General features: G+C 68.5%; 19 protein-coding genes. 5 read left to right on the top strand and 14 right to left on the bottom strand.

Annotated elements, in window-relative coordinates:
• Positions 1 to 33 precede the first annotated feature (33 nt).
• From AB0M14_RS12270 to AB0M14_RS12255, 4 genes are all read right to left on the bottom strand, one after another.
• Positions 34 to 1,338, bottom strand: coding sequence for a pitrilysin family protein (locus AB0M14_RS12270; protein ID WP_364995687.1), 1,305 nt, complete (start codon positions 1,336 to 1,338; stop codon positions 34 to 36).
• A gap of 86 nt (positions 1,339 to 1,424) precedes the next feature.
• Positions 1,425 to 3,701, bottom strand: coding sequence for a polyribonucleotide nucleotidyltransferase (locus AB0M14_RS12265; protein ID WP_364992845.1), 2,277 nt, complete (start codon positions 3,699 to 3,701; stop codon positions 1,425 to 1,427).
• Between the two features lie 336 nt (positions 3,702 to 4,037).
• A complete protein-coding gene (rpsO, locus tag AB0M14_RS12260; RefSeq protein WP_364992842.1) occupies positions 4,038 to 4,307 on the bottom strand; it encodes a 30S ribosomal protein S15 in 270 nt (89 codons plus the stop codon).
• A 129-nt stretch (positions 4,308 to 4,436) separates the two neighbouring features.
• Positions 4,437 to 5,405, bottom strand: coding sequence for a bifunctional riboflavin kinase/FAD synthetase (locus tag AB0M14_RS12255; RefSeq protein ID WP_364992839.1), 969 nt, complete (start codon positions 5,403 to 5,405; stop codon positions 4,437 to 4,439).
• 233 nt (positions 5,406 to 5,638) lie between these two features.
• On the opposite strand from AB0M14_RS12255, the gene AB0M14_RS12250 reads away from it, so the two are divergent.
• Positions 5,639 to 6,307, top strand: coding sequence for a metal-dependent transcriptional regulator (locus AB0M14_RS12250; RefSeq protein ID WP_364995683.1), 669 nt, complete (start codon positions 5,639 to 5,641; stop codon positions 6,305 to 6,307).
• 59 nt (positions 6,308 to 6,366) lie between these two features.
• Here AB0M14_RS12250 and AB0M14_RS12245 read toward each other — a convergent pair whose 3' ends face one another.
• Both AB0M14_RS12245 and AB0M14_RS12240 read right to left on the bottom strand, forming a co-directional pair.
• On the bottom strand, positions 6,367 to 7,461 hold the full coding sequence (locus AB0M14_RS12245) for a hypothetical protein (protein WP_364992836.1): 1,095 nt from the start codon (positions 7,459 to 7,461) through the stop codon (positions 6,367 to 6,369).
• Between the two features lie 174 nt (positions 7,462 to 7,635).
• On the bottom strand, positions 7,636 to 8,055 hold the full coding sequence (locus AB0M14_RS12240) for an EF-hand domain-containing protein (RefSeq protein WP_364992834.1): 420 nt from the start codon (positions 8,053 to 8,055) through the stop codon (positions 7,636 to 7,638).
• Positions 8,056 to 8,210: 155 nt separating this feature from the next.
• Between AB0M14_RS12240 and AB0M14_RS12235 the strand changes: the two genes are divergently transcribed.
• On the top strand, positions 8,211 to 9,017 hold the full coding sequence (locus tag AB0M14_RS12235; RefSeq protein WP_364992832.1) for an alpha/beta hydrolase: 807 nt from the start codon (positions 8,211 to 8,213) through the stop codon (positions 9,015 to 9,017).
• A 196-nt stretch (positions 9,018 to 9,213) separates the two neighbouring features.
• Here the strand turns inward: AB0M14_RS12235 and AB0M14_RS12230 are convergent, their stop codons facing one another.
• Entirely contained in the window at positions 9,214 to 9,642 is a 429-nt protein-coding gene (locus AB0M14_RS12230; RefSeq protein WP_364992829.1) for a DUF4345 domain-containing protein, read from the bottom strand.
• 127 nt (positions 9,643 to 9,769) lie between these two features.
• Here AB0M14_RS12230 and AB0M14_RS12225 point away from each other — a divergent pair, with 127 nt between their 5' ends.
• The gene (locus AB0M14_RS12225; protein WP_364992826.1) at positions 9,770 to 10,366 is read left to right on the top strand and encodes a helix-turn-helix domain-containing protein; all 597 of its coding nucleotides are present in this window, start codon (positions 9,770 to 9,772) and stop codon (positions 10,364 to 10,366) included.
• Between the two features lie 34 nt (positions 10,367 to 10,400).
• On the opposite strand, the gene truB is transcribed toward AB0M14_RS12225, so the two are convergent.
• The 5 genes from truB to AB0M14_RS12200 all read right to left on the bottom strand — a co-directional run bounded on the left by truB (position 10,401) and on the right by AB0M14_RS12200 (position 17,373).
• Positions 10,401 to 11,321: a tRNA pseudouridine(55) synthase TruB gene (gene truB / locus AB0M14_RS12220; protein WP_364992822.1), complete on the bottom strand. Its 921-nt coding sequence runs from the start codon at positions 11,319 to 11,321 to the stop codon at positions 10,401 to 10,403.
• Positions 11,321 to 11,989, bottom strand: a complete 669-nt coding sequence (npt, locus tag AB0M14_RS12215; protein WP_364992819.1) for a 4'-phosphopantetheinyl transferase Npt — start codon at positions 11,987 to 11,989, stop codon at positions 11,321 to 11,323. The genes truB and npt overlap by 1 nt, the downstream gene beginning before the upstream one ends.
• Positions 11,990 to 12,095: 106 nt before the next feature.
• On the bottom strand, positions 12,096 to 13,052 hold the full coding sequence (locus tag AB0M14_RS12210) for a metallophosphoesterase (protein ID WP_364995680.1): 957 nt from the start codon (positions 13,050 to 13,052) through the stop codon (positions 12,096 to 12,098).
• A gap of 79 nt (positions 13,053 to 13,131) precedes the next feature.
• Complete coding sequence (locus AB0M14_RS12205) at positions 13,132 to 15,651, bottom strand: Ig-like domain repeat protein (protein ID WP_364992816.1); 2,520 nt, start codon at positions 15,649 to 15,651, stop codon at positions 13,132 to 13,134.
• A gap of 6 nt (positions 15,652 to 15,657) precedes the next feature.
• Positions 15,658 to 17,373, bottom strand: coding sequence for an Hsp70 family protein (locus tag AB0M14_RS12200; protein WP_364992813.1), 1,716 nt, complete (start codon positions 17,371 to 17,373; stop codon positions 15,658 to 15,660).
• Between the two features lie 103 nt (positions 17,374 to 17,476).
• Between AB0M14_RS12200 and grpE the strand changes: the two genes are divergently transcribed.
• Positions 17,477 to 18,037: a nucleotide exchange factor GrpE gene (grpE, locus tag AB0M14_RS12195; RefSeq protein ID WP_364992810.1), complete on the top strand. Its 561-nt coding sequence runs from the start codon at positions 17,477 to 17,479 to the stop codon at positions 18,035 to 18,037.
• A 51-nt stretch (positions 18,038 to 18,088) separates the two neighbouring features.
• Here the strand turns inward: grpE and AB0M14_RS12190 are convergent, their stop codons facing one another.
• On the bottom strand, positions 18,089 to 18,814 hold the full coding sequence (locus AB0M14_RS12190) for a TIGR03943 family protein (RefSeq protein ID WP_364992806.1): 726 nt from the start codon (positions 18,812 to 18,814) through the stop codon (positions 18,089 to 18,091).
• Complete coding sequence (locus AB0M14_RS12185; RefSeq protein ID WP_364992802.1) at positions 18,811 to 19,830, bottom strand: permease; 1,020 nt, start codon at positions 19,828 to 19,830, stop codon at positions 18,811 to 18,813. Before AB0M14_RS12185 ends, AB0M14_RS12190 begins: the two co-directional genes overlap by 4 nt.
• Positions 19,831 to 19,867: 37 nt before the next feature.
• On the opposite strand from AB0M14_RS12185, the gene AB0M14_RS12180 reads away from it, so the two are divergent.
• The gene (locus AB0M14_RS12180; RefSeq protein WP_364992797.1) at positions 19,868 to 20,263 is read left to right on the top strand and encodes a GNAT family N-acetyltransferase; all 396 of its coding nucleotides are present in this window, start codon (positions 19,868 to 19,870) and stop codon (positions 20,261 to 20,263) included.
• The last annotated feature ends 14 nt before the right edge of the window (positions 20,264 to 20,277 follow it).

The following is a 20,277-nucleotide window of genomic DNA, read 5'->3' as shown; positions in this document are numbered from 1 at the left end:
CCGTGCGATACCGAAAGTGGGTGCGGGACAGGGTTAAGCGTCGACCAGGTGGCGGACGGCGGCCGGGAGTTCGCGGGTGCGGCGGTAGGGGCCCGCCACCGAGGCGGCGAAGGGGCGGGACAGCAGGGTGCGGGCGACGGCGGAGACTTCTTCGGTGGTAACCGCGTCGATGCGGGTCAGCGTGTCGGAGACGCTGCGATGGTTGCCGTAGCTGAGTTCGCTGCGGCCGATGCGGTTCATGCGGGAGGCGGAGTCTTCCAGGCCGAGGACCAGGCCGCCGCGGAGTGAACCTTTGGCGCGGGCGCATTCGGCGTCGGTGATGCCGTGCTCGGCGACCTCTTCCAGGACGCCGCGGGCCAAAGTCGCCACCTTGCCGAGGTTTTCGGGCTGGCAGCCGATGTAGACGGAGAACGCGCCGGTGTCGGCGAAGGTGTCGACGCTGGAGTACACCGAGTACGCCAGGCCGCGATCCTCACGAATGCGCTGGAACAGCCGGGAACTCAGGCCGCCGCCGATGACGGTGTTGAGGACCGACAGCGGCCAGCGGCGTTCGCCCTCGTGCCGCCCGAATGCCCGCACACCGAAGGTGAGGTGGGCCTGTTCGCTGTCGCGGTGGCTCCAGTGCAGTTCCGGAACGCCGGCGGGCCGGTATCTGCCCTCGCGTCTGGCCGCGGGCGCCGCCGACAGGTCCAGCCGGTGCTCGAACGCGCGATGCACCAGTTCGACGGTGCGTTCGTGTTCGATATTGCCCGCGACCGCGACCACCATCCGGTCCGGGCGATAACGCCGCAGATGGAACGAGCGCAGCTGCGCGGCCCGCATCCCCTCGATCGATTCGATCGAACCGATCACCGGCCGCCCGATCGGGTGATCGCCGAACAGCGCGGTGAGGAACGCGTCGCCGACCATGTCCTCCGGATCGTCGTCGCGCATGGCGATTTCTTCCAGCACCACCTGGCGTTCCAGGTCGACGTCGTCGGCGCGGCACAGGCCGTTCAGCACCACGTCGCTGACCAGTTCCACCGCCAGCGGCAGGTCCTCGTCGATGACGTGGGCGTAGTAGCAGGTCTGCTCCTTCGCGGTGAACGCGTTGAGCTCGCCGCCGACCGCGTCCATGGCCTGCGCGATGTCCAGCGCCGACCGGGTCGGAGTCGCCTTGAACAACAGGTGTTCCAGGAAATGCGCGGCGCCGGCCACGGTCGGGCCTTCGTCGCGCGAACCTACGCCCACCCACACACCGATCGACGCCGAGCGCACACCGGGCACATGCTCGGTGACCACCCGTAGCCCGCCGGGCAGCACGGTTCGGCGCACGCCGGAATCGACGGAGTGCGACAGGGATTCGTCGGTTCTGCGGAGTGACGAGCCCCCCTGCTCGCTGGGGAGCAGGGGGGCCGTCTTCTTCTTCGTCACAGAGACAAGTACTACTCTGCTGCCGCCGCCGCTTCAACGGCGTCGTCCGCGGCCGGCTCTTCGGTGGCTTCCTCGACGGGAACCAGCGAGATCTTGCCGCGGTTGTCGATGTCGGCGATCTCCACGCGCAGCTTGTCGCCGACGTTCACGACGTCTTCGACCTTGGCGACGCGCTTGCCGTTGCCCAGCTTGGAGATGTGCACCAGGCCGTCACGGCCCGGCAGCAGCGAGACGAACGCGCCGAAGGCGGTGGTCTTGACGACCGTGCCCAGGAAGCGCTCGCCGACCTTCGGCAGCTGCGGGTTCGCGATGGCGTTGATCTGGTCGATCGCCGCCTGCGCCGCGGGGCCGTTGGTCGCACCGACGTAGACGGTGCCGTCATCTTCGATCGAGATGTTGGCGCCGGTTTCCTCGGTGATCTGGTTGATGACCTTGCCCTTGGGCCCGATCACCTCGCCGATCTTGTCGACCGGGATCTTGATCGCGGTGACGCGCGGCGCGTACGGGCTCATCTCGTCCGGGCTGGTGATGGCCTCGGCCATCACGTCCAGGATGGTGGTGCGGGCGTCGTGCGCCTGGCTCAGCGCACCGGCCAGCACCTTGGAGGGGATGCCGTCGAGCTTGGTGTCCAGCTGCAGCGCGGTGACGAACTCGCGGGTGCCGGCGACCTTGAAGTCCATGTCGCCGAAGGCGTCTTCGGCGCCGAGGATGTCGGTCAGGGCGACGTAGCGGACTTCGTCCTCACCCTTGTCGTTCTTGATGGTGTCCGACACCAGGCCCATGGCGATACCGGCGACGGGGGCCTTGAGCGGCACACCGGCGTTCAGCAGCGACAGGGTGGAGGCGCAGACCGAGCCCATCGAGGTGGAACCGTTGGAGGACAGCGCTTCCGACACCTGACGGATGGCGTACGGGAACTCTTCCTGCGACGGCAGCACCGGCATCAGGGCGCGCTCGGCGAGGGCGCCGTGGCCGATCTCGCGACGCTTCGGCGAACCGACGCGGCCGGTCTCACCGGTGGAGTACGGCGGGAAGTTGTAGTGGTGCATGTAGCGCTTGGAGGTTTCCGGGCCGAGCGAGTCGACCTGCTGCGCCATCTTCACCATGTCCAGGGTGGTGACGCCCATGATCTGGGTCTCGCCACGCTCGAACAGGGCGGAGCCGTGCGCCCGCGGCACCACGGCGACCTCGGCGGACAGGGCGCGGATGTCCGCGAGCCCACGGCCGTCGATGCGGAAGCCGTCGGTCAGGATGCGCTGGCGCACCAGCTTCTTGGTGACGGAGCGGAAGGCGGCGCCCAGCTCCTTCTCGCGGCCGGCGAAGTCGTCGCCCAGCCGACCCAGGACGTCCAGCTTGATCTCGTCGATCTTGGCTTCGCGCTCCTGCTTGTCGGCGATGCTCATCGCCTCGTTCAGCTCACGCTTGGCGGTGCCCTCGACGGCCTCGAAGACATCGGCCTCGTACGGCGGGAACAGCGGGAACTCACCGGTCGGCTTGGCGGCCAGCTCGGCGAGGTCGGACTGCGCGCGGCACAGGCGGGCGATGAACGGCTTGGCGGCCTCCAGGCCCTCGGCCACGACGGCCTCGGTCGGCGCCTGCGCGCCGCCGTCGATCAGCTCGATGACCTTGTCGGTGGCCTCGGCCTCGACCATCATGATCGCGACGTCACCGGACTCGACCACGCGGCCCGCGACGACCATGTCGAACACGGCGCCCTCGAGCTGCTCGACGGTCGGGAACGCGACCCACTGACCCTCGATCAGGGCGACGCGCACGCCGCCGACGGGGCCGGAGAACGGCAGGCCCGCGATCTGGGTGGAGGCGGACGCGGCGTTGATCGCGACGACGTCGTAGAGATCCTTGGGATCCAGCGACAGCACGGTCACCACGACCTGGATCTCGTTGCGCAGGCCGTCGACGAAGGACGGGCGCAGCGGCCGGTCGATCAGGCGGCAGGTCAGGATCGCGTCGGTGGAGGGGCGGCCCTCGCGACGGAAGAACGAGCCGGGGATGCGGCCCGCGGCGTACATGCGCTCTTCGACGTCGACCGTCAGCGGGAAGAAGTCGAACTGGTCCTTGGGGTGCTTGCCCGCGGAGGTCGCGGACATCAGCATGGTCTCGTCGTCCAGGTAGGCGACGACCGCGCCGGCGGCTTGCCGGGCCAGGCGGCCGGTCTCGAAGCGGATGGTGCGGGTGCCGTAGCTGCCGTTGTCGATCAGCGCGACGGATTCGAACACACCGGGCTCGACCTCGACGGCCGAGGACTTGCGTTCAGTTGTTTCGGTCATTCTCTGCTCTCAACCTCTCGTCTTCGCCGGATTGCGCGCCTCGTAGGCGCGATCCGGCTATTCGTCAGCCGTACCTGGCACGGACGCGCGGCAACCCTCGTGGCTGCGACGCGCGCACCCGGCGACGCGGAGGCGATCATCGATCGAAGCCCAACGGTTCTACCGAGAGGCCACTACCGAAGACCGACGCCACGCGGGCGGGTGCATACGGCTGTGCAATGTTGTGCGTCAGGGATGGTGTCCACCCCACATACGCAAATAGCCAACGGGGAGATTGTACGTCTCCCCGTTGGCTCGGTTACCGCTGGACTGCGAAAGCCAGCGTGTCCACTGTTCTCAGCGGCGCAGGCCGAGACGCTCGATCAGCGAGCGGTACCGGTTGATGTCCTTGGCCTGCAGGTACTTCGACAGGCGACGACGACGACCGATCAGGGCCAGCAGGCCGTGGCGGGTGTGGTGATCGTGCTTGTGCTGCTTGAGGTGCTCGGTCAGGTCCGAGATCCGCTTCGACAGCAGTGCGATCTGCGCCTCCGGGGAACCGGTGTCCTTCTCGTGCAGACCGTATTCCTTGAGGATGGCGGTCTTCTGCTCAGTGGTCAGAGCCATGCGGCGTCCACTCCTATTTTTCAGTTCCGCGCTCGAATATCCGGTTACCCGGGGATGGGCGCCACCGCGGACCGCAGCAAACCCGAGGATCTACCTTACCGGAGCGAATCCGGCACACCGAATCGGGGCTTATTCGACCGCCGTCAGCACCTTGCGGGCGTTCTCGACATCCCGGGCCATGGCCTCGAGCAGTTCGTCGAGGGAGTCGAACTTGCGCATGCCGCGCAGGTGCTCGACGAAATCGATCGCGACCTGCTGACCGTAGAGATTCGCCTCGCCGTCGAGCACGAAGGCCTCCACCGTCCGGGTGACCCCGTCGAACTGCGGATTGGTGCCCACCGAGATCGCCGCCATCGCCGGCTGACCCGGTGCGACCGCGCCGATCGCCGGGCCGTCCGGATTCAGCACGGTGAACCAGCCCGCGTAGACGCCGTCGGCGGGGATCGCGGCATAGGGCGTCGGCGCCAGATTCGCGGTGGGGAAGCCGAGGTCCTTGCCGCGGCCCTCGCCGTGCACGACCTCGCCCTGGACCCGGTGCGGGCGGCCCAGCGCCTCCGCGGCGGCCGCCATGTCGCCGGCCTCCAGGCAGGCGCGGATATAAGTAGAGGAGAAGGTGACCGCGTGCTCCCCGACCAGCTTCACGCCGTCGACCTCGAAACCGAACCGTTCCCCCAGCTCCCGCATGGTGTCGACGGTGCCCGCGGCCTTCTTGCCGAAGGTGAAGTTGTCGCCGACCACGACCTCGGCCACGTGTAGGCGCTCGACCAGCAGGTCGTGCACGTAGGCCTCGGGGGTCAGGGTCATGAATTCGGGGGTGAACGGAATGACGCAGAAGACGTCGACGCCGAGTTCCTCGGCCAGTTCAGCACGGCGGGTCAGAGTGCTCAGCTGCGCCGGATGTGAACCGGGGCGCACCACCTCCATGGGGTGCGGATCGAAGGTCATCAACACCGCCGGGACGCCCCGCGCGGCCGCGGACTTCACGGCGCGGCTGATCAACTGGGCATGGCCGCGATGCACGCCGTCGAACACGCCGATCGTGAGTACGCAGCGGCCCCAGTCCGCGGGCACCTCGTCGAGACTTCGCCATCTCTGCACGGTTGCAGCGTACGCAAATGGGGTCACGAACAATATTCCGGCGTCCCACAAGTCACACGACGTTATCCACTTGGTGAACAGGCGTTCGTGTCCCACGCCGAGATGTGTGTATCGGCGAAGGAGTGCATAAGCTCAGGTACGTGCCCGGTAAACGAGACATCGCCACCCGACGCGAGCTGGCCGAGCAGGCCCCGACGCCCGCCGACGAAGCCGTACCCGGCGGCACCGCGACGATTGCCCCGGAGCTGACCTCGGTCGCCCAGGACTACCTCAAGGTGATCTGGACCGCGCAGGAGTGGTCACAGGAGAAGGTGTCGACCAAACTGCTCGCCGAACGCATCGGGGTCTCCGCGTCCACCGTCTCCGAGGCGGTGCGCAAGCTCGCCGATCAGGGGCTGGTCGAGCACGCGCGCTACGGCTCGATCACCTTGACCGAGCACGGGCGGCGCGCCGCGGTCGCGATGGTGCGCCGGCATCGGCTGATCGAGACGTTCCTCGTCAACGAGCTCGGATACGGCTGGGACGAGGTGCACGACGAGGCCGAGGTGCTCGAGCACGCGGTCTCGGAGCTGTTGATGGCGCGCATCGACGCGAAACTCGGCTACCCCGACCGTGATCCGCACGGCGACCCGATCCCGTCGGTCGACGGCGCGGTCCCGACCCCGCCCGCCCGGCAGCTCAGCGACTTCGCCGCGGGCGAATCCGGCCGCGTCGCCCGCATCTCCGACTCCGACCCGGACATGCTCCGCTACTTCGACTCCGTCGGCATCGCGCTCGACACGGCCATCACCGTCGTCGAACGCCGCGACTTCGCCGGCACCATCGCCCTGCGCCTCGGCTCCGCGGAAACCCCCATCGACCTCGGCCGCCCTGCCGCCGAAGCCATCTGGTTGACCGCCTGAGTGGGACATGACCGAGGCGTTTCGCGGGTAGCGGCCTCGGTCATGTCCCACTTATCGGATCAGCACTTGCTGAAGTGGGCCTGCAGGCGTTGGGGGACGCCGGTTTTGGCGGCCTGGGACCAGCAGAGGTCGTGCGGGAAGCGGACGTAGGTGGTCCAGCTGTGGCCGGTGTACTGGACTATGCGGGCGGTGTCGCCGGGGGTTTTCCAGTTGACGAGGGCCCAGCTGCCGGCGCAGTCCTGGATTTGCAGCAACGATGAATCCGCTTGTCCTGGCGAGAGTTCGCCTTGGCGGTCCAGGTCGCCGACGATCGATGCGGCGGTGCAGGCGCGGCTCGCGCAGGCGGGGAAATAGCCCCGCAGGCGATCCGGGACGCCGTCGGCGGCGGCGTCGCTCCAGCAGGTGGAGTGCGGGAAGATGACGTAGGTGCTCCAGCGGTCGCCGGAGCGGCGGACGATGCGTTGCGTGTCACCGGGGGTGTTCCAGCTGATCACGCCCCAGGAATCCGCGCAGTCGCGGACCGCTGCCAGCGTCCAATCCTCTTGTCCCGAATAGAGCTGGCCCTGCGCGGCCAGATCGGAGACGATCGTCTGCGCGGAGCACTTGTCCGGCGCCACCGGGTTCTGGAATCGGAAGGCGCCTTCCACGGTCGAGTCGGGGCGGATGAGGAACAGATGGTGGTAGCCCTCCGGCACGGGCGTGGCGCCCGCGGGCGGTTGGCCCATGCCCATCCGGTAGCAGCCGACCGGGACGGTGAAGATCGCGCGCCCGGTGGCGTCGGTGACGCCGTCCCAGCGCTTGACCTCTTTGCCGTCGTCGGGGATGTCGTCGTTCTTCGGGTCGCAGGGCTGGATGAGCCGCAGGTTGACCGGGACGTTCGGCACCGGCTGGTTGGACAACGTCCGGGTGAAGATCATCGCGACCCCCGTGGTGGATTGCGGCGGAGCGGGTTTCGGCTCCGGCGGCGGGGTGTCGGTCACGCCGGCGTTGGTCGGACCCGGTTGCAGCGGGACTGTGGTTACCGGTGTCGTCAGTTCCGGCAGTTGACTGGTGGGCGAGGCGGGTTCGTTGCCGCTCCCGCAGCCCACCGCCAGCACCGCCAGAGCGGCGAGAACTACTGTCTTCCGGACGATTCCGTGTATCACTATCGCCACACGGCCCTTTCACTCGAATCCTGAGGATGCCCGGGCCTACCGGCGCGCCGATCAGGCACGCGACAAGAGGCACCCGACCGCGGCCCACGTTTGGGCCGACGCACCAAGATTGAGCCCCCTACCTAGAGCTTTTCCCCAGGATTACTTGAGCCGGATGATCTTGCTGGAATGCGCTCAGCGGGAGAGGAAGTCGAGGAGGGCGCGGAATTCCGGGGGTGAGAGGTAGCCGTCGCCGTCCGCGTCGGCGGCGTCGAGGAGGGCGGCGGCGGGACCGTCGATCATGCCCTGGCCCACCTGGCGGATGAGTTGTTCGAGTTCCTCGACCGAGATCTTGCCGTCCTGGTTGACGTCGAAGACCTGGAAGGCGGCGTCCGCGTCGGTGACCTCGATCTTGCCCGCGACCATGGCGGCATCGAATTCGGCTCGGGAAACCAGGAAGTCGCCATTGGTGTCGGCGGCGGCGACCATGCGCTCGACCGATTCGTCGTCGACCTCGACGCCGAGGGCGCGGATGCCGACGAGGATGTCCTCGACGGAGACCAGTCCGTCGTTGTCCCGATCCCACAGATCGAACGAATCCGGTTGTCCACTCATCGCATTACCCCTCATCGGCACTGCCGCCGATCGCCGCGGCGGACGCCAGTCACTCTACGTGCGCGCGACTCCGCTCGAGAAAGTTCAGAATTGGACTGGAACGGAATGATTTATTCCGATAGACTCGAGACATCGCTACCGCACCGGAGGAAATCATGACCAGCAAACTCGACATCCGCGAAGGCACCTTCCCCAACGGGCTCCCCTACCTCAGCTTCGGCAGTGGCGCGCCGCTCATCGCCCTCCCAGGCTCGACCGCCGAGAACGGGAACCTGAGCGGCAGCGCCCGGAAGTTCATGATCAAGCCGTTCCTGTCGCTGGGCGAACGGCACACGGTCTACGTCGTGAACCGGCGCCCCGGCTTGGCGGAGGGCACCACCATGGCCGACATCGCCACCGATCTGGCCGAGGCGCTGCGAAGCGAATTCGATGCGCCCGTCGACGTCCTCGGCTACTCCACCGGCGGATCGGTAGCGCAGCAGCTCGCGCTCGGCCACCCCAAAGCCGTTCGCCGCCTGGTGGTTACCAGCTCCGCCTATACCCTGAGCCCCAGCGGCCGAGCCGCCATGCGCCAGTTCGCCGAACGTGCCGCCGCCGGAAAGCGCCCCGCCACCGCCTTCGCCGCCATCGCCAGCACCTCGAAGCTCGGTCAGCGCCTGATGGCCGGCCTGCTCTGGATGCTGGACCCGATGATGCGCCCATCCACCGGCGACTACACCGACGGCATCCGGGCCATCGAGGCCGAGGATCAGTGGGACATCAAGGACCGCCTCGCCGAAATCCAAACCCCCACCATGGTTCTCGGCGGCGACAAAGACCTCGCCTACCCCGCCCAGATGTTCCGCGACACCGCCGACGGCATCCCCGGCGCCACCCTCGTCCTGTACGAAGGCCGCAACCACAACTCCGCGATCGAGGATCGTCGATTCCCGGTGGACGTCGCCAAGTTCCTGCAGGGCTGATCGAACTGTCCGGTAGTCGGACGCCCAAGCCAGAGTCGAGGCAAATGCGCGAGCACGGTCAGTCGACACCGCAGGACCCGGCCCGAGGGCCTGATCGAAACCAGCCGAGCGTCAGCACGTTTCAGCCGGACCGTGCGACGCGCTAGCACGGCTGGTCGGCTACCGCCGCCGGCACCTACCGGAGGTCGCTGACAAACTACACGGTCGACCGAGAACGGCTGGGGGCCAACGGTTCATGGCTGCTCAGCGCGCGCTTCTCGTCTGCCGTGGCCAGCCAGAAGAACAAGGGCGGGAAGGCGAATTCGATGACGGTGAGCACGATTTGGAACCAGTGCGGCCAGCCGTGCACGGCCAGGGAGACGGCGCGGCCGACGGCGCCGAGCAGGAAGATGCCCGCGAGCCAGCGGATGGCGAGGGCGGGGATGGGGGTTTGGCGGGCGGCCCAGATCCAGGCGACGCCGTAACCGGCGAAGATCGCGCCGAAGAAGCGGCTCTGGCTGTCGGCGGTTACGCCGGCGTCGCTCATGTCGGGGACCGAGTCGTTGCCGAGCGCGATGTGGATGAAGCCGATCGCTACGCAGGCGATACCCATGGTGAGGGCCAAGATCTTGAGCAGTTTCGACATGGCGTTCCTCCTGATGGCGGCGTCTTCGGCGCGCCGCGTGGGCGGGTGCCGTTGCGCTTAGTAGACGTGCATCTACTAACGGCAGCGTACGACCACTAGTAGACGCGCGTCAACTAAGATCCGTGGCGTGAGTACTCGACGCCGCCTCGCCTCGGACGAACGCCGCCGCCTGTTGGTGGAAGCCGGCGCGGGGCTGTTCGCTCAGCGCTCCTATGACGAGGTACTGATGGAGGACGTGGCAGCGGCGGCGAGCATTTCACGGGCCCTGCTGTATCGCCACTTCCCCAGCAAGCGAGAGCTTTTCGTCGCCGTGTACCAGCAGGCGGCCGAGCAACTGCTGGTGGTTACCCCACTGGATCCCACCCAGCCGCTGCTCGAACAGCTGGTGGCGGGCTTGGACGCGCACCTGGACTATTTCGAGGCCAACGCCCACGCGGTGCTGGCCGCCAACAAAGTCCTGGCCACCGACCCGACCGTCCAGTCGATCATCACCGGAGAACTCGACGAACTACGCCGCCGCCTGCTCGACGTCATCGGCGTCGAGGGCGCCGCGCGCACCATGACGTCCTCGATCCTGATGAGCTGGCTCACCTTCTTCCGAGTCCTGACCGTCGATTGGCTGGAACACCACACCATGACCCGCGAGCAGATGCGCGACGTCGGCGTCGGTGCGCTCCTCGGCGCGCTCGGATCGGTCCTCCCCAACCCACAGCAGGGTGATTAGCCGCCCAGGATCGAATCCGGCCCTGGCCACACGGTCAGAGGTTCGACGGGCGGACGACCATGACGGAGGCGGCGCGTTTGCCGCTTTCCTGGAGCAGGGCGATGGCCTGGCCGGACGGGTCGATGGCGGCGTAGACGCCCGCGATGCCGATCGGGTCGAGCCAGCGGCCGTTGCGGAGGTCGTTGGCTTGGGCTTCGTCGATGTCGCGGTGTGGGAAGGCGGTGCGCACGGCTTCGTCCATGTCGAGGCTGAGCAAGGAGGCCTCGGGGTCGGATTCCGCCGTAGCGCCCAATTCGTCCAGGGTGCGGGCGTGTTCGAGGGTGAACGGTCCGACCCTGGTGCGGCGCAACGCGGTCAGGTGGCCGCCTACGCCGAGAGCGGCGCCGAGATCGCGGGCGAGGGCGCGGATGTAGGTGCCGGACGAGCATTCGACCTCGACGTCGAGATCGACGAACTCGCCGTCCGGAATATCGTGGCGGGCAAGGACATCGAAGCGGGAGACGGTGACGGGGCGGGCGGCGAGCTGCACGTCCTCCCCGGCGCGAGCGCGGGCGTAAGCGCGCTCACCGTCGACCTTGATGGCGCTGACCGTGGCCGGCACCTGCTGGATGTCGCCGGTCAAAGTCTTTACGTGCGTGGCGATGTCGTCGTTGCCGACGTGCAGCGCCGAGGTGGTCGCGAGGACTTCACCTTCGGCGTCGTCGGTGTTGGTGGACTGCCCCAGGCGGATCGTCGCGGTGTAGGCCTTGGTGGTCAAAGTGAGCAGGCCGAGCAGCTTCGTGGCGCGTTCGACGCCGAGCACCAGCACACCGGTCGCCATCGGGTCCAGGGTGCCCGCGTGCCCGACCTTCTTGGTGCGCAACAACCTTCGGCTCTTGGCGACGACGTCGTGGCTGGTCCAGCCGCCGTCCTTGTCGACGATCAGCAGGCCGCCGAGAGCGGGTGCGCCGGCCATCAGCCGTGCACGATCGCGGTCAGGATGCGCCCGTCGGCGATCAGCCAGCGGCCGTCGAAGGTGAGCAACGGGGCGCCACCGTCGGTGGTCTGGCCGGGGACCAGGATCTTGCTGTGGAACGTGCCCGCGCCCGCGCCGGCGGAGACGTCGTCGAGGGTGAAGGTGATGTGCGCGTCCTCGAAACCGAGCCACCGGCTGGTCAGCGGGAACCACGCCTTGTAGGTGGCTTCCTTGGCGCAGAACAGCAACCGATCGAGATGCAGCCCGGAGGCGCTGGTACGCAACCACTCTCGCTCCTCCGGCAAGCTCACCGAATCGAGCACGCCTTCGGGCAGTTCGGCATGCGGTTCGGCGTCGATGCCGACCGAGCGGAAGCGCAGCCGGTGCGCCAGCGCCGCCGCCCGGTAGCCCTCGGTGTGGGTGAGGCTGCCGACCACGCCGCGCGGCCACACTGGCGCGCCGCGCTCGCCCTTGCCGATCGCCACCGGCGGCTCACCCAGCTGTTCCAAGGCCAGCCGGGCGCAGTGCCGCGCACCGATGAAGTCGCGGCGGCGTTTCTCCACCGACTTCGCGATGAGGTGCTCTTCCGCCGGATGCGCCTTCAGGTCCTCCGGGTACTCCAGCAGTTCAGCGGACGCGACACCACTGGGCAGAATGTTCTCGATCATCACCACCGAGCCTATCCGAGCGGCCACTACCTACTTCGCCTGCCCACCGTGCCAGTTCGTGCCCGCGCCCGAGGTCGCAACGGACGCAAGAGCGGCGGCGAGCGGCTTATACGCCGCGGCGGCGTTCGGCGCGCTCACGCATCTCGGCCGCTGCCTTCTCCATTTCCGGGGTGAGCTTGAAGTGGCCGCCGAACTTGTTGAGCGAGCCCGGCGGGTATTCGGGGGTGGGAAGGATCTGGCGCAGCAGCGGGTCCGGCAGGCCGCGGCGCTGCCATTCGCGCGGATAGCCGAGGGAGACCTCCTCGAAACGGACGCCGTCGTAGTAGGAGGTGCGCGGGATGTGCAGGTGTCCGTACACCGAGCAGACCACGTTGTAGCTGGTGTGCCAGTCGGCGGTGAGGTCGGTGCCGCACCAGAGCGCGAACTCCGGGTAGAACAGCACGTCGGTGGGTTGCCGGACCAGCGGGAAATGGTTGATCAGGACCAGCGGGGTCTCCGCGGGCAGCGCGTCGAGCCGGCGTTTGGTGGCCTGGACTCGGGCGTGGCACCAGGCGTCACGGGTCAGGTACGGATCCGGCGAGAGCATGAACTCATCGGTCGCGACGACATTGCGTTCCCGGGCGATCGCCAGGCCCTCGGCCTTGGTGGTGGCGCCCTTGGGCAGGAACGAATAGTCGTAGAGCAGGAACATCGGCACCAGCGTCACCGGTCCGCCGTACTCCTCGGCGCCCGCACCCGCCCACACCGGGAACGGATCCTCCGGGGTTATCACATCCAGATCCCGGCAGATCGACACCAGATAGTCGTACCTGGCCGCACCGTGCATCTGCACGGGATCCTTGGGCGTGGTCCACAATTCGTGGTTCCCCGGGACCCAGATCACCTTCGCGAACCGGCTCCGCAGCAACTCCAGCGCCCACCGGATATCGTCGGTCTTCTCCCCCACGTCCCCGGCGACAATCAGCCAATCCTCCGGCGAATCCGCCGTGATCTGCTCGACCACCGGCCGATTCCCCTGGTGCCCGACATGAACATCGCTCACCGCCATCAACTTGGGTATCACCACACCCACATTGGCACACTCGCACCTACCCCCGCGCACCGACCGGCTCCGACCAGGGTTCGGGAAGGACCGGTCGGCCTCAGGTAGCCCAGTGCAGTCGCGCTGTCGAAGCGAAGCCCGAGGCGATGGTAAGAGTGCCGTTGGGTTGGCGGCGGCAAGAGGCGACCGCGAGGTGACACGGAGTAAGGGTGGGCTGGATGAGTACGCCGCCATCGATCTCGTAGCGAGAGTTGGTGACTTTCCAGGAGGTGGCCTGGGCGTCGGCAGGGGTGACCGGCGGGCTATCCGGGCGGACGACGACCATGACCTCCGTGACTCCGGCGGGCCAGTCGAAAATCAGGCGGCCGTCGCGGATGGCCAGATTGCTGACGGTGGGAATCCCACTCGGAGTCGGCTCGTCCGGGAGCACGGGCTCGGCCGCGGTTGAAGCTTGGGCATGCAATGGAACCTGCTGCGCCGCAACAACTTCGCCTTCCAGCGATAGTTGCTGCGTCGTGGCAGTCAGCTCGTCGGCCGAAAACGCCTGGGTCGCCTCCGCCATCGACGGTTCGTCCTGATTCGCACCGGCAGGCCGGGTTGCCGCAACCGGCTGGTCAACCTGGGACTCCGGGATCTGGCCGCCCGCCGTAACGGGCTCACTCCACGGACCTTCCGGCCGATCCACAGAGATCGGGGGCGCTCCCGCAGCAGGCTCCTCAGCCGCATCACCAGAGTCACTCGACGTTGTGGGCTCGGCTGGCCGAGCCATCGAGATCTTGTTCGCTGGTGCGGGCGGAGCGGGCGCTTCGGGGGGTGGGGCGTCGGTGCGGGCGGGGTCCGAGTAGCGGCCGGCTATGGCGGCTACTACGGCGTAGACGGGTTGGCCGGTGGGTGGGGCGCCGCCGTCTTCGAGTTCGGTGGTGCGGGTGCGGCCTACTGTGCGCCACGAGCCGTCCGGCTGGAGGCGGGTCACCTTGTAGTCGGCGGGGCCGGTGGGTGAGGGGGTCCAGGTGACCAGGATCGAGCCGTTGTGCAGGCGGGCGGCGTGGACGGTTCCGGGGGACTCGATCGAGGTGGTGGCGAGGGCGGCGGTCGCGGCGGCGTGGTCGGCGCAGGCGGCCTGGGCGGCCAGGAGGGCGCGGGTGCGGTCTTGGGCGGGTCCGGAGTTCGCTTCGGCGACAAAGTGATCCGCGGTAGCGACGGCTTCGCGGGCTTGGGTCACCAGCTGGTCGAGGGTGGTGGACTGGCCGGTGGGCGGCGGGACGTCGGAGGCGTTGCGCCGCAGGTATTCCAGGTGCTGGGTGGCCGCGACGAAACGTTTCGCGGCGCAGGCGGCGGTGGCGTCGCGCCAATGCGCGGCGGCTTCGGCGAGGACTCGTTCGACCTCGTCGGCGACGGGGCGGATGGGGGTGGCGCCGCCGTTGGCGCCCGCGTCGAGTTGTCTGGCTTCCGCGACGTGGCGGGCGGCTTCCTGCGGGCGGCCCGCCCGCAGTGCGGCGCGTGCGGCTTTGAGGGGCTCTTCCCATTCGCGGGAGGTGCCCGCGCTCGACGTGCGGTGCGGTGCGGTGGTGCGCGCTCCCGGCGTTCCGGTGTGCGACCCCGGTGTTCCGGTGCGCGCCGCCGGTGGGGCGTATTGTGTTGCCGCCGTGCCGCTTTCGATGCGAGCCCCGAGCGCCCCGGCGATTTCGGCGAGCAGGCGGATCGCCTCGGCGCGGTCGAGACCGAGTTCGATCGCCTCCTCGAGCAGGAAGTCGTAGTCCTCGCCGACCAGCTGGTCTTCCACCAGGACCGCGGCGCGGACCTTCGGGCGCAGTTCCGCGGCAACGTCTTCGGTGATCGAGCGGACGTACTCCTCGGCGACCGCGGGGCCCGCCTCGAGCAGGTCCTGGACGTGCACCAGCAGTTCGTCGAGGACCACCCGGAGGCGGCCGGGCGGCAGTTCCCGGGATCGCGCGCGCAGGGCGTCGGCCCGCAAGCGGATCTCGCCGGTGTGGGTCGCCTGCGTCGAATCGAGCTGGAGCAGGGCGAACAGTGTCGGCGTCGGCGGACCTTCGAGGAGGCGCTCCCATTCGCTGAGCAGCTGGCGGATCTGTTTGCGGCGCTGCTCGGTGAGCACGGCCGACGCGGGCGGGGCCTGATCCTCGATGACGCGGTGGCGGCGCAGGCGCGCGGCCACCTCGGCCGCGGTGAGACCGCCCATCGTGCCGATCTCCTCGAGACCGGCCACTTTCCCGGCGGGCACGCCGCCGTAGCGCTGCACCAGGCGGGAGATGGCGGTGTCGAGCATTTCGAAGCGTTCCGCGTCGCGCTGCTCCCGCTCGTTGCGGACCCGCAGCGCTTCGGCGCGGCGAGAACCGCTGTACAGCAGCAGATCCGAACGCAGCTCGTGTCCGTCGACCAGCAGGCCGACCAGCACCCGGTACTTGGGGTGGTCGCGCTGCTTCTGCCAGAAACCCCACACCTCCGCCACCCGAGCGGAAACCTCGGCGTCGCTGAGGGTTTCGGCTTCGTCGAGCGGAATATCGTAGAGCTCGAACGGGTCCGAGAACTCGATACCGCCGCGACGTTCGACCTCGGCGAGGACGCGTTTGCGGTAGTCGTTGGGGACGAAGGCTTCCATGGCGGCTCAGCTTGCGCGGCGACGGGAACGCTGGACCTGATCCAGCTCCCGCGCCACCTCCGACTGCGAGAGGGTGGCGCCGGTCTGGGCGGACAAGGTCAGCGGCATGTCGGCGTCGACGTGATGCGCGGTGACGTGCAGGACGCCGTCGAAACCCATCTCGAAGGTGACACGGACTTCGCTGCCTTCCGGATAGCCGGGCGGGATGCCCATGATCTGACCCTCGACAAGCACTTTCGCGTCCTCGGGCCGCATCGAGGCGGCCTGCCCCTGCTGTTCGACGATGGTGAGCTTGATCTGATCCTGATCCTCGCGAATGGTCCCGAAGGATTTCCGCACCCGCACCGGCAAGGTCTGATTGCGGTGCACCAGCCAGGCCGCGGACAGCCCGTAATGCGTGTCCAGCGCCAGCACGCCGAACCCCCGCGAAACCACGGTGTCGACCTGGATTTCCAGCATCCGGCGGACCAGGCTCACCGGCTGGCCGAACGATGCCGCGACCCGCGAGACCGCCTGTTCCAGATCGGCCGGAGCGGCTTCGGTCAGCGGCGAGCCGTCGCGGAGCCGGCCACGAGTGACCAGATCAGCGATGATCAGCCGTTCCAATTCCAGCTTCTCGCCGTAGAGCGCCGCGCCGCGCGCCACCGATAGATCGGGGTCACGTAGCTCACCGGCCAGCCCCAGCTCGGCCTGAAGTTCGCGCGCCACCATCGGCATCCGGGAGGAACCGCCGACCAGCAGCAGGCGATCGACCGCCGCGACACCGCGTTTGCCGGCCGCGGCCAGACAGTCCTTGGTGAGGTCGAGGGTGCGGCGCATCAGCGAGGACGTCATCGATTCGACTTCGTCGCGGGTGAGCGAGATCACCGCGCGGGCCCCGTCGTGCGCGACCACCACATCGGTGCGCTCGACCTCGCTCAGCTCGCGTTTGGCTCGTTCGGCGGCCAGCACCAGCATCTGCGAACCCGCCGAATCGTCCAGCGGATCTTCGGCGTCGGGATTGGCCGCGCAGAACTGCTGGGACAGGTACAGCGCGATCCGCTCGTCCCAATCGGCGCCGCCGAGCTGGTGATCGCCCTCCACGGCCAGCACCGAGATGCGGCGGTCGGCGAGTTCGATGACGGTGGCGTCGAAGGTGCCGCCGCCCAGGTCGTAGACCAGCACCGTCTCGCGGGCATCGGACTTCTCGACGTCGACGCTGCCGTGCTGGGGGGCGGCAGCCGACGGGGTGGGTGAACTCAGCCGGCCGAAACCGTACGACAGGGCGGCGGCGATGGGCTCGGACAGCACGCCCGCCACCTCGAAGCCCGCGTAACTGCCCGCCTGGATGGTGGCCCGCCGCTCCTCGTCACCGAAGTAGGCGGGCACCGTGATCACCGCACGCTGCACCGGGCCGCCGCCGCCGAATTCGGCGTCGGCGGCGAGACTCTTCAGGATCAGCGCCGAAACCGCGGGAGCGGACCAGCTTTCACCGTGCGCGGTGAACCGCCAGTCGGCATCGCCCATGCGCCGTTTCACCAGCGCGCAGACGTGCTCCGGGTCGAGCCGGGCCTGCCGCCGCGCGCCTTCACCGACGAGATGATCGAACGCGGATGCGAACAGCACCACCGACGGCACCGTCGGCTCGCCGTTCATCCCAACCATGACTTCTGGACGACCGTCGGCGTCGATCCGCGCGATTGCCGAGTTCGTTGTGCCCAGGTCGATCCCGTAGACCCCCATGGCGGCGATCGTAGCAGCCGAATCCGACCCCGGCACAGCGGCCGACCAGCCAATTCCGCTGCCGCCCCGCCCCTTCCGTCCGGGCGCGCGTTATCGTGCGGATATGTCTGAATCAGTCGCGCGGCAGGCCGGGGAATTCGACGGACCGACCGGCCCCATCCGGCGGCCACCCGCCGAGCCGGCAGCCGCCACCGCGCCACCCGATCCCGTACAGCAGACCCTGACCCGCCTGGTGGAGCAGGTAGAAGACCTCTCCCGGGTGATCGCCCGCCAAGCCGCCACCATCGAACGCCTCACCGACGACGCCAGGTCCCGTGCGCAACAGGAACGCGCCGGCGCGGACTTGCCCTTGGTCGTCGAACTGTTCGCCCTGTACAACGACTCGGCGGCCTGCGCGTCCACCGCCGAATCCGACCGCGAACGAGACGCTTTCGCCGCCGCCACCACCCGGGTCGAACGACTACTCGCCGGCCGCGGCGCGGCACTCGTCACACCCCGCCCCGACGAACCCTTCGACCCCCTCACCATGGAAGCCACCGATGTCGCCGCCACCGCCGACCCCGCGGCGGACCGGACCATCGACGCCCTGATCCAGCCGGGCCTGTCGGTCTCCGGACGCTCGATCAGACCGGCGAGCGTGATCGTCCGCCGCCACCGCACCTGATTGCTGGACGACATCCACGCATCGGCCCGCCGGCTTCGCTGGTTTGTCCGCTCAGCGGACTCGTTCGTACGGGTGCTCGGGCCGTTCGATCGGCTGGTACTCGGCCACGACAAATGTCGGTGTCAGATCCGGATCGCGTTGGGCGCTGCCGGGTTCCACTCGGCCGCGGAGCTCGAGCCAGGTGTCCTCGGCGAACTCGTCGGGGATTCCGGTGAGGTGGACGCGGACATAGCGTGCGTCGGCGACGCAGCAGGTGATGGCGACGCGGGCCAGGTCGGTGCCGTTGGCCCGTTCGGCGCGGAGGATGAAGCCGCGGATCAGGACGGTTCGGCCGTCCAAGGAACGCAGGGAGTCCAGCGTTGCTCGGGTCACCAGTTCCGAGATCGACAGTGCTGGTGCGGGTTCGGCGGGCAGGGGCGGGAACGGCCAGGATTTCGCTTGGCCGCCAGGGGAATCGGTGGCGACGCGGACCGGTGCGGTGGTTTCGGCGGCGCCCGCGCCGAGGGCGGGCGGGGCGATCAGGAGCAGGGCGAAGACCGGGATCAGGAGTAGCCATTGTGCGCGGCCGGCGCCGTGGTCGTGGCCCGGAGTGGCTCGGCCGCCGCGGATGTCGCGGGCGATGGCGATCAGTGCGAGCGCCAGGATGATGACTCCGCTGACCAGAAGGAACGGGAACAGGCCGGGTTTGACGTAGTTGAGGTAGGTGCCGTCGAGAGTGATCATCAGGACGGCCGCTCCGATGAGGAGCAGCAGCAGGTTCTGGGCCTCACGTTTCATCGGGCGCCGCCGAGGCAGAGGTAACCGGCGATCGTGCCGCAGGTCACCGCGACGACAAAGGTCAACGGCGAGAACCTGAGCGCGAAGAAGCGCCCGAAACTTCCTGCCTGCATGGCGAACAGCTTCACGTCGACGGCTGGGCCGACCACCAGGAACACCAGTCGCGGCAGCAGCGGCAGGCCCGACATGCTCGCGGCGACGAAAGCGTCGGCCTCCGAGCACAGCGCAAGCACCACCGCGAGCACGGCCAGGACCAGGATGGCGATCACCATCTGCCCGGCGAGCTGCTCGTACCAGGACGGCGGCACCAGCACGTGCAGCGCGGCCGCGGCGGCGGCTCCGAGCACGAGAAACGCTGCGGCCTGCAAGAAGTCGTGGCGAGCGGCCTCGGAAAAGACCTCCCATCGGGTCCGCCCGGTCACGCAGTGTCCGCCGTCCGCCGAGTGCTCGTGACCACCATGCGGCAGCATCCACCCCGGCTGTCCGATCCGCGACCAGATCAGGCCCATCACGATCGCGGTCGCCAGCGAGCCCACGAACCGCGCCCCCACCATCCCCGGCTCCCCCGGAAACGCCACCGCCGTCGACACCAGCACCACCGGATTGATCGCGGGCGCCGACAACAGAAACGCCAGCGCCACCGAACTCGGCGCACCCTGATCGATCAACCGCCGCGCCACCGGCACCACCCCGCACTCACATCCGGGCAACGCCATCCCCGCCACACCCGCCACCCCGATCGCCGCGGTTTCATTGCGCGGCAACACCTTCCGCAACACCGCGGGCGACACGAAGGCCGCAATACACCCACTGACCAGCACCCCGAGCACCAGAAACGGCACCGCCTGCACAAACACCCCGACGAACACCGTCACCGCCGTCTGCAAGCGCGCGGCCGACCCGATCAACGCCCCCACCTGCGTCTGCACCAGCGCTGCAAGCACCAGCAACCCCACGAGCACGGAGGTCGACGACACCTTGTCCCGCAGCACGCGCGCCGGCTGTTTCTCGAGCATTCCCCCATCTTGCCAGTACTGATTATCGTTTCCAGGTATGCCGGACAACACCACGCTGACCACCCACGCGATCCGCCCGATCCCGGCCCGAGACCTCCTCGCGCTCTACCGCACCCAGGAGTGGTGGCCCGACCGCACCGTCGCCCAACTCGAGTCCATCCTCGCCACCACCCCCACCATCGCCGCCTGGCACGAGGACCGCCTCATCGGTTTCGCCCGCGCGGTGACCGACGGCGTCCTGCGCGCCTACCTCGAGGACGTCATCGTCGCTCCCGGCTACCGTGGCCAGGGCCTCGGTAGCGAACTCGTCCGCCGGCTACTCGACGAACTTCGCGAAATCCCCGTCGTATCCCTGTTCTGCGGCCAGGACCTCGTGCCGTTCTACGAGGCAGCCGGCTTCCGCCCCACCCGGCAAGTCGTCCTGCATCGATGACCGCGAAGGTCGCC

It is taken from the genome of Nocardia sp. NPDC051832, from assembly GCF_040681285.1.
Classification (GTDB): domain Bacteria; phylum Actinomycetota; class Actinomycetes; order Mycobacteriales; family Mycobacteriaceae; genus Nocardia.
This window is presented reverse-complemented; position numbering and strand designations above follow the sequence as displayed.

Excerpts from the sequence above, each read along its gene's own strand:
- AB0M14_RS12265 (WP_364992845.1), bottom strand. The coding sequence starts at position 3,701 with ATGACCGAAACAACTGAACGCAAGTCCTCGGCCGTCGAGGTCGAGCCC.
- rpsO (WP_364992842.1), bottom strand. The coding sequence starts at position 4,307 with ATGGCTCTGACCACTGAGCAGAAGACCGCCATCCTCAAGGAATACGGT.
- AB0M14_RS12240 (WP_364992834.1), bottom strand. The coding sequence starts at position 8,055 with ATGAGTGGACAACCGGATTCGTTCGATCTGTGGGATCGGGACAACGAC.
- AB0M14_RS12235 (WP_364992832.1), top strand. The coding sequence starts at position 8,211 with ATGACCAGCAAACTCGACATCCGCGAAGGCACCTTCCCCAACGGGCTC.
- AB0M14_RS12230 (WP_364992829.1), bottom strand. The coding sequence starts at position 9,642 with ATGTCGAAACTGCTCAAGATCTTGGCCCTCACCATGGGTATCGCCTGC.
- truB (WP_364992822.1), bottom strand. The coding sequence starts at position 11,321 with ATGGCCGGCGCACCCGCTCTCGGCGGCCTGCTGATCGTCGACAAGGAC.
- npt (WP_364992819.1), bottom strand. The coding sequence starts at position 11,989 with ATGATCGAGAACATTCTGCCCAGTGGTGTCGCGTCCGCTGAACTGCTG.
- AB0M14_RS12205 (WP_364992816.1), bottom strand. The coding sequence starts at position 15,651 with ATGGAAGCCTTCGTCCCCAACGACTACCGCAAACGCGTCCTCGCCGAG.
- AB0M14_RS12200 (WP_364992813.1), bottom strand. The coding sequence starts at position 17,373 with ATGGGGGTCTACGGGATCGACCTGGGCACAACGAACTCGGCAATCGCG.
- grpE (WP_364992810.1), top strand. The coding sequence starts at position 17,477 with ATGTCTGAATCAGTCGCGCGGCAGGCCGGGGAATTCGACGGACCGACC.
- AB0M14_RS12190 (WP_364992806.1), bottom strand. The coding sequence starts at position 18,814 with ATGAAACGTGAGGCCCAGAACCTGCTGCTGCTCCTCATCGGAGCGGCC.
- AB0M14_RS12185 (WP_364992802.1), bottom strand. The coding sequence starts at position 19,830 with ATGCTCGAGAAACAGCCGGCGCGCGTGCTGCGGGACAAGGTGTCGTCG.
- AB0M14_RS12180 (WP_364992797.1), top strand. The coding sequence starts at position 19,868 with ATGCCGGACAACACCACGCTGACCACCCACGCGATCCGCCCGATCCCG.